Here is a 12,718-nt window from a genome sequence, read left to right as displayed (position 1 = left end):
GCGGGATATACTGGTATTATCCCGTGTTATAGCGCCTGAGCCGTTGTTAGGCGCTATTTCAGTACGTCAACCAAGAGAACAGGGCATGAGCGAGCTGGATCGCTACTTAAACGCCGCGACCCGCGATAACACCCGTCGCAGTTATCGGGCAGCCATCGAGCATTTCGAAGTGACTTGGGGCGGCTTTTTGCCCGCCACCAGCGACAGCGTGGCGCGCTATCTGGTTGCGCACGCCGGGCAGTTGTCGATCAACACGCTCAAGCTGCGTCTATCCGCGATTGCGCAGTGGCATAACAGCCAGGGCTTTGCCGACCCGACCAAGTCGCCAGTGGTGCGCAAAGTGTTCAAGGGCATTCGCGCGCTGCATCCGGCCCAAGAGAAACAAGCTGCGCCGCTACAGTTGCAGCATCTGGAGCAAGTCATTGCTTGGCTTGAAAGTGAGGCGAATATCGCGCAGGTCAATGAGGATCAACCGGGGCTGCTGCGCGCGCGACGCGATGCGGCGTTGATCCTGCTGGGGTTTTGGCGCGGGTTTCGTAGCGATGAGTTGTGTCGCTTACAAGTCGAGCACGTGCAGGCGGTGGCAGGCTCAGGCATTACCTTGTATTTGCCGCGCAGCAAAAGTGATCGCGACAATCTGGGCAAGACCTTTCAAACCCCGGCGCTGCTGAGGCTATGCCCGGTGCGGGCTTACATCGAATGGCTGAATACAGCAGCCCTGGTACGCGGCCCGGTGTTCAGGGGTATTGATCGCTGGGGCAATTTGAGTGAGGAGGGCTTGCACGCTAATAGCGTGATCCCGCTGCTGCGCCAGGCGCTGGAGCGCGCCGGTATTTCTGCCGAACATTACACCAGTCACTCGCTGCGTCGCGGTTTTGCAACATGGGCGCATCAAAGTGGATGGGACTTGAAGTCGCTGATGAATTACGTCGGCTGGAAAGACATCAAGTCAGCCATGCGCTATGTTGAGTCCACCCCGTTTGCCGGGATGAGCATGACCGCTGAAAAACGCATTGGTAGCTGATCGACGTCAACTTGAAAGCCGGCCATTCGGTCCATATTTAGTTTTTGACTATTTATAGGGTCGGCTGATAGTCAAAACCAATCGTGAGCATCAGCTTTACCAATGAGCCAGATACGAAATGAGTTGTTAGGATTCACCCCATCAACTTTTCAACCCTGACGGAGAGTCAACGATGCCTATCATCAACAGCCAAGTAAAACCGTTCAAAGCTACTGCATACAAAAACGGCAGCTTCGTGGAAGTGTCGGACGCTGACCTGAAAGGCAAGTGGTCTGTAGTGTTCTTCTACCCAGCCGACTTCACCTTCGTTTGCCCAACCGAGCTGGAAGACCTGGCTGACAACTACGAAGAGTTCAAAAAACTCGGCGTGGAAATCTACAGCGTGTCGACTGACACCCACTTTGCTCACGCTGCCTGGCACAACACTTCGCCAGCCATCGGCAAAATCCAGTACACCATGATCGGCGACCCTACGCTGACCATCTCCCGCAACTTCGACGTTCTGATCGAAGAAGCAGGTCTGGCTGACCGCGGTACTTTCGTGATCAACCCGGAAGGTCAGATCAAAATCGTTGAACTGAACGACGGCGGCGTTGGCCGTGACGCTTCCGAGCTGCTGCGCAAAATCAAGGCTGCTCAGTACGTTGCTGCTCACCCAGGCGAAGTATGCCCAGCTAAATGGAAAGAAGGTGAATCCACCCTCGCTCCTTCGCTGGACCTGGTTGGCAAGATCTAAGTCTGTGAAGACTAGGGCGGTGATCCGCACCTGAGTTGTCAGCAGCATCGCCCTCAAAACGCCCGGGCGACATTCGCTCGGGCGTTTTTTTTGACACAGAATTAAACAGTTAGGAGATCGCCCGTATGTTGGACGCCAATCTAAAAGCACAGTTGAAGTCATACCTGGAGCGGGTCACACAGCCGATCGAGATCGTTGCGTCTCTCGACGACGGTGCGAAATCCCGTGAAATGCATGACCTGTTAAAAGAAATTACCAGCCTCTCCAGCCAGATTACCTTGCTGGAAAACGGCAACGATGCGCGCAAACCGTCGTTCTCGTTGAACCGTCCAGGCGGCGATATCAGCTTGCGTTTTGCTGGTATCCCGATGGGCCACGAATTTACTTCGCTGGTGCTGGCCCTGTTGCAAGTCGGCGGCCACCCATCGAAAGCCAGTGCCGAAGTGATTGAACAAATCCGCTCCCTTAAAGGTGAGTTCAACTTCGAGACGTATTTCTCGCTGTCATGCCAGAACTGCCCGGATGTGGTGCAGGCGCTGAACCTGATGGCAGTGTTGAACCCGAACATTCGCCACGTGGCGATTGACGGTGCGCTGTTCCAGGACGAAGTCACCGAGCGTCAAGTGATGGCGGTGCCGAGCGTTTACCTCAACGGGGTTAACTTTGGTCAGGGCCGCATGGGCCTGGAAGAGATCCTTGGCAAGCTGGACACCAGCGCCATTGAGCGTCAGGCCGAAAAAATCAGCGCCAAAGAAGCCTTTGATGTGCTGGTTATCGGTGGCGGCCCAGCCGGTGCAGCAGCTGCCATCTACGCGGCGCGTAAAGGCATTCGTACCGGTGTGGCGGCAGAACGCTTCGGCGGCCAGGTACTCGACACCATGGCGATCGAGAACTTTATCTCGGTGCAGGAAACCGAAGGTCCGAAACTGGCCACCGCGTTGGAAGAGCACGTCAAGCAATACGACGTCGATATTATGAACCTGCAACGTGCCGACAAGCTGTTGCCGGGCAAAGCGGGCGAGCTGCACGAAGTTAAATTCGCCAGTGGTGCTTCGCTCAAAGCCAAGACCGTGATTCTGGCGACCGGTGCCCGCTGGCGCGAAATGAATGTGCCGGGCGAGCAGGAATACCGCAGCCGTGGCGTGGCTTACTGCCCGCACTGTGACGGCCCGCTGTTTAAAGGCAAGCGCGTTGCGGTGATCGGTGGTGGTAACTCCGGTGTCGAGGCGGCCATTGACCTGGCCGGCATCGTGTCACACGTGACATTGCTCGAGTTTGACACCAAGTTGCGCGCTGACGCCGTGTTGCAGCGCAAGCTCAACAGCTTGCCAAACGTAACGGTGATCACCAATGCCCAGACCACCGAAGTGACCGGTGACGGGCAGAAGGTCAACGGTCTGCGCTACAAGGACCGTGCGACAGAAGCTGTGCACACTGTCGAGCTGGAAGGCATTTTCGTGCAGATCGGTCTGCTGCCTAACACCGATTGGCTCAAAGGGACCATCGAGCTGACTCCGCGTGGCGAGATCGTGGTTGATGCACGTGGTGAGACATCGATCCCCGGGATCTTTGGTGCCGGTGACGTGACCACCGTGCCTTATAAGCAGATCGTGATTGCGGTCGGCGAGGGCGCTAAAGCTTCTCTGAGCGCTTTCGATCACTTGATCCGCACTTCGGCGCCGGATTGATTGCTCGGCAATAGAGTCGCGTTGCGTTAGCAAAGCCTCTCAGTAAACAAAAGCGCAGCCCACGGGCTGCGCTTTTGTTTGTGTGCAAAATGGATTACGCCTTGGGGCTTGAATCTTTCAGCAAACCATTGGCCAGCGCGACGAATGCATTTTTTGCTTTCTCCAGTGCGGCCAGTGGTTGTGGATCAGCGGCGATCCATAAGGCGGCGCTCAATGTGGCGCCATTCAACAGCCTGGCTGTTGCTTCAACCTCGATGTCCTGGATGACGTGCTCGCTTTTCAGCTTCTCCAGGCACTCCATGGTGCCCTGAATGCAAGCGTTCTGGTTTGACCACAGGGCAGGGTTGCCCAGTACTGCGGGGCCATCGAGCAGCACAATACGCTGGATTTCCGGCTCTATCGCCATCTCCATGTAGGCGATGCTTTCATTGATAAAGCCATCCCAGGTAGAGCTCGCCTGAGCGGTAATGGCGTGCAGGCGTACAGACGTCTCGGCGTCTATTTGCTGAATGACGGCCTCAAGCAAGCCTTTTTTGTCGCCAAAGTGGTGATAAAGCGCTCCACGGGTCAGGCCGACATTGGCAGTGAAGTCATCCATTGAGGACTCGGCATAACCTTTGCTCGCGAATGCTTGCCTGCCTGCTGCCAAAAGCCTGTGCCGCGTGTCTTCGATCATCTCTTTGCGTGTTCGTACCATAGAGGCGCAGATCTCCTGAATCCAATTCAATCCATACAACATACGTGGCGTATCTAATGCTACGGGCTTGATCGCTTCTGAACAACGCTCATGTTTCAGGCGTAAAAAAACCCATGAGCGATCATGGGTTTTTTGACGTGCGAACGTTACAGCGGGGTCGGCTGAATGATCTCGACCCAGTAGGCGTCCGGGTCCTTGATAAAGGCCAGAGATTTCATGCGGCCGTCAGTCAGGCGCTTCTGGAAGTCCACGCCCAAGGCTTCAAAGCGCTCGCAGGCGGCGACGATATCAGGTACCGCGATGCATATATGGCCGAAACCACGCGGGTCAGTGTTGCCGTTGTGGTAAGCAAAATCAGCATCGTTTTCGGTGCCGTGGTTGTGAGTCAGCTCCAGGATGCCTGGGATCGACTTCATCCACACGGTACGGGCAGCATCGTCAGCCGGGATCAGGGCTTTATCAACCAGCGCCAGAAAGTACAGGCTGAATTCGGCTTCCGGGAAGTCGCGCTTTTCCAGCAGCGAGAAACCCAGGACGCGGGTGTAGAAATCGAGGGATTTCTCGATGTCTTTGACGCGCAGCATGGTGTGGTTGAAAACGAATTGTTGGGTAGCGCTATCCGGTTGTGCGGTTACGCCAGGGACGTTGTTCAGCTCTTGCAGGCTCATGAACCCTCCGAAAGTGATGCATGGGTAAACAGTCGATGCACGAATGATACGGAATGTGACGGCCTGCGCGAACCCCGCGGGCAACAAAAGATCGTTGTTTGGGGTGTTCAGCGGGAGCGCGGGGGAGGGGAATTGGCAAAATTCAGGCAAAAAGAAGCCCGCCGAAGCGGGCATGGGGCGCTAGTCCTTTAGCAGCCTCTATCCTGTGATGAATCGTGTGAAAAAACTGTGAAAGGGCATCGGTTAATTTGGCCTTTCATCCGGGGAGACTCCGTTCTCGGGAAATGGGCTTATTGTGCCTTCTGCGAGGGTCATCATTGTGACAATTGAGCGTGAGTGATTATTAACATTTTGCTTAACGGCGCGTGTTGCACGGGCCTCACACTGTCTGTAAGTCACGTTAGTTATGCCTGGGTTTAGTGATATTAAAAAACCCTGCCGGGCAGGGTTTTTATACTACTAAAGCATTAAGTGCGTACCCAAGACTCAACAGTGGCTGCGCCGTATTGTTCTTTCCATGCTTTCAAACCACGGTGATTACCACCTTTGGTTTCAATCAATTCGCCGGTATGCGGGTTTTTATAGACTTTTAAAACACGAGCCTTGCGCTGTTTTGGTGCTGCTGTTTGGCGCGCAGCTGCAGGGTTTGGATCCAGAATGGCAATAATCTCTCGCAGGCCTTTGCCGTAAGAGCTCATCAGCGCTTTAAGTTTCTGTTCAAACTCGATTTCTTTTTTAAGTCCGGCATCATTCTTCAAGGCTTCCAACTGAGCCATTTGTTCTTGAAGGGCCTTTTCGGCAGCACGGTATTCAGCAAGTCTAGACAAGGTCATTACTCCGGTCATGGCTTCGGCATTGACAGGGCCGAAGTGAATTAATGAGGCGAGGCAGCAAGGGGTAGACAGAGACCCGAGTCAACAGTTCAGCCGAAACACGAGGGCTTTGTTATTGACTGTCAATAAACTTCAACCTGATCGAAATTGTAGTTGTCATTTTTCCGTGCGCCAGCCGATATTCACTTTTGCTGAAGAATCATCTTGAGCGTTTAAACCGACACTCGATGTTGCGCCATTAAAGACTTAATGAAATCGTCGGCGGTTAACGGACGGGCAAATAGATACCCCTGCAAAAACTCTACGCCTTTAAGTGCCAGGTACTCACTTTGCTCTTGTGTTTCGACGCCCTCAGCCACCAGCCCGAGGTTCAGCTTGGCGCTCAAGTCAATGATGCTGTCCAGGATCGGGCTGGATAATGCATCTGCCCCAATCATGGCGACAAAGCTTTGATCGATCTTCAAGTAATCGACATTGAACTCGTGCAAGTAGCTCAAGCTTGAGTGCCCGGTACCAAAATCATCCAGCGCAATCATGATCCCCATCGCGCGCAACTCGGCAAACAACTGGTGGGTGATCACGCTGGGTATCACCAACTCGCGCTCAGTCAACTCCAGTACCAACGTGATGCGTCCCGGCGGGAATGCCTGAAGCAGCGCACGGCAATCGTCTATCAGTTCAAGGCTGTGGCAGTGATGAGCGCTAATGTTGAAGCCCAAGTGAAAGCCCGGCGCCATGCTGTTGGCGTGAGGCGCCAGTAACTGTGCAGTTTGACGAAACAGTGAACGGGTCATCGGCACAATGAGACCCGAGTGTTCCGCCAGTGGAATAAACAAATCAGGCCGCACCAACCCTTCAGTGGGGTGTTGCCAGCGCATCAGGACTTCGGCACCGGCCCATTGTTGTGTGTCACTGCGCACCACTGGCTGAAAGTAAGGAATGAACTCTTCGGCTTCCAGCCCGCGTTGCAGCTCGTGGGTGGGGGAGGATAAAGACATACGCTTTTGTAGCCAGAGAACAGTCGCGCCAGAAACGCAGCCCAAAAATACAAACAGGGCCAATAAGCCCAAGTACCGGGCTTTAATAAAACGCCACAGCGTACCTTCGCTAAAACCTGCCATGACGCGATAAGGATATTGCGCAGACGACACGCTTACAGAAGCGACAGGATAAGGCGCAGACGGTGTGTTACGGACCACTGCATAGCGGTCTATGGAGTTGTTGCCCACTTGAAACATCATTTGCGTGTACGGGTTGATCAGACTCAAGACATTGATCAAGTGCAGGCCGTAGAGGCTGACAATGGCGCCGGCCTGGTCTTGTTGGCGGCGATAAACCAGCAGCGGCTGGTCTGGCGTAACCGCGTTGCCGGGCATGAGCCACAATACGCCGTTGTTATAGTCAGCCGCATTGACCGGTTCTTTAAAGTTGCCAAACAGGGATGTGCAATAAATCTGGTTATTCCAGACCAGATTCACTGAGCGGACAAAAGGGCGGCGCGTCACCTGTTCGCGCAGGTCCAGTTCTACCTGTTCGCACGGCTGGCCTGCGAGAGGGGATACAACATCTGCGGCCAGCTTGGCATTGTCCAACATGAGATCGAATTGGCGAACGGCCTCTTTAGCGGTATCACTGGCTTCTGATTCCAGTGACCTGCTGGCCTGCCAGACAATGATAAAAACACCCAGGACAATGGGCAGTAACGCGCTGAGTACGACCAGCGCGTAGCGATCGGTCCATTTTCGGGTCCGTTTGAGCGTTAATTGCATTCAAGATCCCGAGGACTGATGGCGACTGCAGCAAGATGAGATGAATAGACAAAGCCTAGCATTGGTTCAGGGTCATTTCACATGATGTAAGACAAACATGATTACGCCATGTAGAATCCGCTTACGCATACAAGAATAATGGCCCCTGTCATCAGGCGTCACCACCGCGTAAGAGATGGCTAAATGAAGATATTCGGGTTTCAACTGATCTACGGAGATTTCCTGGCGCGCAGTGTACGCGGGATCTCCTGTGCGCCGCCTGTGTCCCTCAGCATTCTTGGCAAATAACCTATTGTTAATTGTAAAAATGACTCTGATGAGGCGCCAAAATGGCCGATCTATACGAAAACCCAATGGGCCTGATGGGCTTTGAATTCATCGAATTCGCAGCGCCAGTAGCCAATACCCTCGAACCTATCTTTGAAATCATGGGCTTCACCAAGGTGGCCACCCATCGCTCCAAAGACGTGCACCTGTATCGCCAGGGCCATATCAACCTGATCCTCAATAATGAGCCGCACAGCGTTGCGTCCTATTTTGCCGCCGAGCACGGGCCTTCCGTGTGTGGCATGGCGTTCCGCGTAGCCAACGCGCAAAAAGCCTACAACCGTGCGTTGGAACTGGGTGCTCAACCTATTGAAATCCCGACCGGCCCGATGGAGTTGAACCTGCCTGCGATCAAGGGCATTGGCGGTGCGCCGTTGTATCTGATTGACCGGTACGGCGAAGGCAGTTCGATTTATGACATCGACTTCGTGTTTATTGAAGGTGTTGAGCGTCATCCAGTGGGAGCAGGGCTGAAGATCATCGACCACCTGACCCACAACGTGTACCGCGGTCGTATGGCTTACTGGGCCAACTTCTACGAGAAGCTGTTCAACTTCCGCGAGATTCGCTACTTCGATATCAAGGGCGAATACACCGGCTTGACCTCCAAGGCCATGACTGCACCGGATGGCATGATCCGTATTCCGTTGAACGAAGAGTCGTCCAAAGGCTCTGGTCAGATCGAGGAGTTCTTGATGCAGTTCAACGGTGAAGGCATTCAGCACGTGGCCTTCTTGACCGATGACTTGATCAAGACCTGGGATGCATTGAAAAAAATCGGCATGCGTTTCATGACCGCGCCGCCAGACACCTACTACGAAATGCTCGAAGGTCGTCTGCCTGACCATGGTGAATCGGTCGAAGCCCTGCAGTCGCGCGGCATTCTACTAGATGGCTCGTCGGTTGAAGGTGACAAACGCCTGTTGCTGCAAATCTTCTCGGAAAACCTGATGGGCCCGGTGTTCTTCGAGTTTATCCAGCGCAAGGGTGATGATGGCTTTGGCGAGGGCAACTTCAAGGCACTGTTCGAATCCATCGAGCGCGACCAGATTCGTCGTGGCGTGCTTGAAGCCAACTAAGTAACAGCCAACGGCTGCAGGAGCGAGCTTGCCTCGCGATCTTTTAAACACGCTAAAGATCGCGAGACACGCTCGCTTCTGCACGTTTGGCGGTTAGTGTTAAAACAGCCCCGCTGCAATGTTGATCGAAAACCCCAGCACTGCCGTATTGAACAAAAACCCCAGCAGCGAATGGCCCAGCACTGCTTTGCGCATTTCGCGAGTGGCGACTTCTACGTCTGACGTTTGTACCGCAACGCTCAGGGTGAAAGAAAAATACATAAAGTCCCAGTAGTCCGGGTTCAATTCACCTTCGGGGAAGCGCAAGGCTGGCTCCGTCCCTTCGTTGTTATAAAACAACCGCGCATAGTGCAGGCCGAAAATAACCCCGATCATCAGCCATGAGCCCACCACGGTCAGCCCGGTAAAGGCGTAGTGCAGCAGTTGCTCGGAGTGACGCAGTTGGCTGTTGCCGGTGAGTTCGAGGGTAATCGCCGCCAAGCTGACAACCGCCGCGAAGCTCACGGTGAACAGCACCATGCTGGCATTTTCGTCTTCTATTTCTGCGGTGCGTTTGACGTCGCCCACTTTGGAGCGAAGCATCAGCCACAGGGTCAGGAGCAAGTACAGCCAGACACCGGCGTTCCAACCCAACAGAAACTTGGTGGTCAACGAGGTGGCGGGATTAAAGATGCCGACCGCCAGCCCCAACAAGGTGCCAGCGGTCAGGCGAGGATGGGTACGTGCAAGGTGCGGCATCGTCAATACAATCCATGTTACTGGGCGTTGCCGAACCTTAGCACGTGAAGCAGGCGTTAACGTTGACGCGGTTTGCTGCGGGTCAGTTTCATCACCACCACAAAGAATACCGGCACAAATACCACGGCCAATGTGGCGACGATCATGCCGCCGATAACGCCTGTACCAATGGCTTGCTGGCTGCCCGAGCTGGCGCCCGTGGCAATCGCCAGAGGCACAACGCCTAGGATAAAGGCCAACGAAGTCATGACAATCGGCCGCAGACGCAGGCGGGCGGCTTTCACCGTGGCCTCAACCAGGTCATGGCCTTCGTCGTACAGGGTCTTGGCGAATTCGATGATCAAAATGGCATTCTTGGCCGACAAGCCAATAATCGTAATCAAGCCCACTTTGAAGAACACGTCATTCGGCATGCCGCGCAACGTCACCGCCAACACCGCACCGAGCACGCCCAAAGGCACTACCAACAGCACTGCGGTGGGGATCGACCAGCTTTCATACAGCGCCGCAAGGCACAGGAACACCACCAGTAACGACAGGCCCAACAACAACGGCGCCTGAGAGCCGGAGAGCTTTTCCTGCAGCGACAACCCCGTCCATTCAAGGCCGATGCCTGCCGGCAACTGATCAACCAGGCGTTGCATTTCCAGCATGGCTTCACCCGTTGTGTGGCCCGGGCCTGCTTCACCCGAAATACTCACCGCCTGATAACCGTTGTAGCGGGACATCTGCGACGGGCCTTGAATCCAGCGCGCTTCGACAAACGACGACAATGGCACCATTTTCCCCAGGTTATTGCGCACATTGATCTTCAGCAGGTCTTCAACCTGGCTGCGTTGATCGCCTTCAGCCTGTACGACAACCCGTTGCATGCGCCCCTGATTGGGGAAGTCGTTGACGTAGGCAGAGCCCACGGCGGTCGACAGCACATTACCGATGTCGGCAAACGAAATGCCCAGTGCATTGGCCCGTTTACGGTCGACTTCGAGTTGCACTTGCGGGCTTTCTGCCAGGGAGTCTTCGCGCACGTTGGCCAGCACCGGGCTTTTCTCGGCCAGGGCCATCAACTCGGTGCGCGCTTGCATCAGCACGTCATAACCGACACCGCCACGGTCTTGCAGGCGCAATTCAAAACCGCTGGAGGTGCCCAAACCACTGACCGCAGGCGGCAGAATGGAGAACGCCACCGCGTCTTTGAGCTCGCCAAACGCGGCGTTTGCGCGATCTGCGATGGCCGAAGCGGAATCCTTGATGCCACGGGTCGACCAGTCCTTGAAGGTGGTAAACGCCAGCGCGGCGTTCTGTCCGCTACCCGAGAAGCTGAAGCCCAGAATCATGGTCACGTTGCTGACCCCGGGCTCTTCGGCGTAGTGAGCTTCAATCTGCTTGGCCACCGCGATCGTCCGGCCCTGGCTGGCCCCCGGCGGCAACTGAATGTCAGTAATGATGAAGCCCTGATCCTCAACGGGCAGAAAAGAGGAGGGCAGGCGCGCAAAACACACCACCAGCACCACCAGCAAGGCACCGTAAAGCAACAGATAACGGCCGCTGCGCTTGATCAGGTGCACCACCCAATGCTCGTAGCCTTCAGACAGACGCTCAAACTTGCGGTTGAACCAGCCAAAAAAGCCGCCCTTGGCATGGTGCTCACCCTTGGCAATGGGCTTGAGCAGTGTCGCGCACAGGGCCGGGGTCAGCGACAGGGCCAAGAACGCCGAGAACAGAATCGAGGTTGCCATCGCCACCGAGAACTGCTGATAGATCACGCCCACCGAGCCCGGCATAAACGCCATGGGAATGAACACGGCCACCAGTACCAGAGTAATGCCGATAATCGCCCCGCTGATTTGCGTCATGGCCTTGTGCGTGGCCTCGCGGGGCGGCAAGCCTTCGCTGAGCATGATCCGCTCAACGTTCTCTACCACCACAATCGCGTCGTCCACCAGAATCCCGATGGCCAACACCATGCCGAACATGGTCAGTACGTTGATCGAGAAACCCAGGACCAGCATCGTGGCGAATGTGCCCATCAGGGCCACAGGCACTACCAGGGTCGGGATCAGCGTGTAACGGATGTTCTGCAAAAACAGGAACATCACGGCGAACACCAGCACCATGGCTTCGATCAGGGTGTACACCACCTTGGTGATCGAGACTTTGACGAACGGCGTGGTGTCATAAGGGATCTTGTACTCAACGCCCTCAGGGAAGTAGCGGCTCAGCTCATCCATCTTGGCGCGGATCATATTGCCGGTGCTCAAGGCGTTCGCTTCTGGCGCCAATTTCACGCTGAAAGCGCTGGACGACTTACCGTTCAGGCGGGTGCCGTACTGGTATTCCTGGCTGCCGATCTCAACCCGTGCCACATCGCTGACCCGGACCGTGGAGCCGTCCGGGTTGGCGCGCAGGACAATATCGCCGAACTCTTGCGGGCTCGACAGCTGGCCTTTAACTAGCACCGTGGCGGTAATTTCCTGAGTCGAGCGCCCCGGCAAATCTCCGATGCTGCCCGCAGACACTTGCGCGTTCTGGCTGGCAATTGCTTCGTTGACGTCGGCCGGTGTCAGGTTGAAACCAATGAGTTTTTGCGTGTCGATCCAGATCCGCATGGCCCGTTCAGAGCCATACTGCTGAGCCTTGCCGACCCCTTCAACGCGCTTGATTTCGTTCATCACGTTACGCGCCAGGTAGTCGCTGAGGGCAACCTCATCCAGCCCGCTGCTCGGGTCTGCAGTCAGCGTTACCAGCATCAAGAAGCCCGAGGAGATTTTCTCAACCTGCAAGCCTTGCTGGATAACTGCTTGTGGCAAACGCGACTCCACCGCTTTAAGGCGGTTTTGCACGTTGACCTGAGCCATTTCCGGGTCTGTACCCGGCTTGAACGTGGCTGTAATGCTGGCACTGCCCAAACTGCTCTGGGACTCGAAATACAGCAGGCCGTCGGTGCCGTTGAGCTCTTGCTCAATCAGGCTGACCACGCTTTCGTCCAAGGTATGCGCCGACGCGCCGGGGTACACCGCATACACTTCAACTTGCGGCGGCGCGACCACCGGGTATTTGGCCACGGGCAGCTTCGGCAGCGCCAAGGCCCCGGCCAGCACAATAAATAACGCTACGACCCAGGCAAAGATCGGGCGATCGATAAAAAACTGCGGCATG

10 protein-coding genes are annotated in these 12,718 nt (G+C 55.4%); 4 read left to right on the top strand and 6 right to left on the bottom strand.

Annotated elements, in window-relative coordinates; all coding sequences use genetic code 11:
* The first annotated feature begins 85 nt into the window (after positions 1–85).
* The 3 genes from TU84_RS19015 (at position 86) to ahpF (ending at position 3,448) form a co-directional block, all read left to right on the top strand.
* Complete coding sequence (locus TU84_RS19015; protein WP_048371754.1) at positions 86–1,024, top strand: site-specific integrase; 939 nt, start codon at positions 86–88, stop codon at positions 1,022–1,024.
* Between the two features lie 172 nt (positions 1,025–1,196).
* A complete protein-coding gene (ahpC, locus tag TU84_RS19010) occupies positions 1,197–1,760 on the top strand; it encodes an alkyl hydroperoxide reductase subunit C (protein ID WP_016780891.1) in 564 nt (187 codons plus the stop codon).
* A gap of 125 nt (positions 1,761–1,885) precedes the next feature.
* On the top strand, positions 1,886–3,448 hold the full coding sequence (ahpF, locus tag TU84_RS19005; protein WP_048371751.1) for an alkyl hydroperoxide reductase subunit F: 1,563 nt from the start codon (positions 1,886–1,888) through the stop codon (positions 3,446–3,448).
* A gap of 94 nt (positions 3,449–3,542) precedes the next feature.
* Here the strand turns inward: ahpF and TU84_RS19000 are convergent, their stop codons facing one another.
* The 4 genes from TU84_RS19000 to TU84_RS18985 form a co-directional block, all read right to left on the bottom strand.
* Entirely contained in the window at positions 3,543–4,124 is a 582-nt protein-coding gene (locus TU84_RS19000; RefSeq protein WP_323370413.1) for a TetR/AcrR family transcriptional regulator, read from the bottom strand.
* A 167-nt stretch (positions 4,125–4,291) separates the two neighbouring features.
* A complete protein-coding gene (gene gloA, locus TU84_RS18995; protein WP_048371747.1) occupies positions 4,292–4,813 on the bottom strand; it encodes a lactoylglutathione lyase in 522 nt (173 codons plus the stop codon).
* Between the two features lie 467 nt (positions 4,814–5,280).
* Positions 5,281–5,640 carry a histone-like nucleoid-structuring protein, MvaT/MvaU family gene (locus tag TU84_RS18990; protein ID WP_048371921.1) on the bottom strand — a complete coding sequence of 120 codons (360 nt, stop codon included), beginning with the start codon at positions 5,638–5,640 and terminating at the stop codon, positions 5,281–5,283.
* Positions 5,641–5,858: 218 nt separating this feature from the next.
* The gene (locus TU84_RS18985) at positions 5,859–7,415 is read right to left on the bottom strand and encodes an EAL domain-containing protein (protein ID WP_048371745.1); all 1,557 of its coding nucleotides are present in this window, start codon (positions 7,413–7,415) and stop codon (positions 5,859–5,861) included.
* 329 nt (positions 7,416–7,744) lie between these two features.
* Here TU84_RS18985 and hppD point away from each other — a divergent pair, with 329 nt between their 5' ends.
* A complete protein-coding gene (hppD, locus tag TU84_RS18980; RefSeq protein WP_048371743.1) occupies positions 7,745–8,821 on the top strand; it encodes a 4-hydroxyphenylpyruvate dioxygenase in 1,077 nt (358 codons plus the stop codon).
* 99 nt (positions 8,822–8,920) lie between these two features.
* On the opposite strand, the gene TU84_RS18975 is transcribed toward hppD, so the two are convergent.
* Positions 8,921–9,559: a DUF1345 domain-containing protein gene (locus TU84_RS18975; RefSeq protein WP_048371741.1), complete on the bottom strand. Its 639-nt coding sequence runs from the start codon at positions 9,557–9,559 to the stop codon at positions 8,921–8,923.
* Positions 9,560–9,615: 56 nt separating this feature from the next.
* Positions 9,616–12,717, bottom strand: coding sequence for an efflux RND transporter permease subunit (locus tag TU84_RS18970; RefSeq protein WP_048371739.1), 3,102 nt, complete (start codon positions 12,715–12,717; stop codon positions 9,616–9,618).
* Position 12,718: the final 1 nt, after the last annotated feature.

This window comes from Pseudomonas helleri, assembly GCF_001043025.1.
In the GTDB taxonomy this organism is placed as follows: domain Bacteria; phylum Pseudomonadota; class Gammaproteobacteria; order Pseudomonadales; family Pseudomonadaceae; genus Aquipseudomonas; species Aquipseudomonas helleri.
Note: the sequence above shows the minus strand (reverse complement) of the source record. Positions and strands in the feature narration are given on the sequence as shown.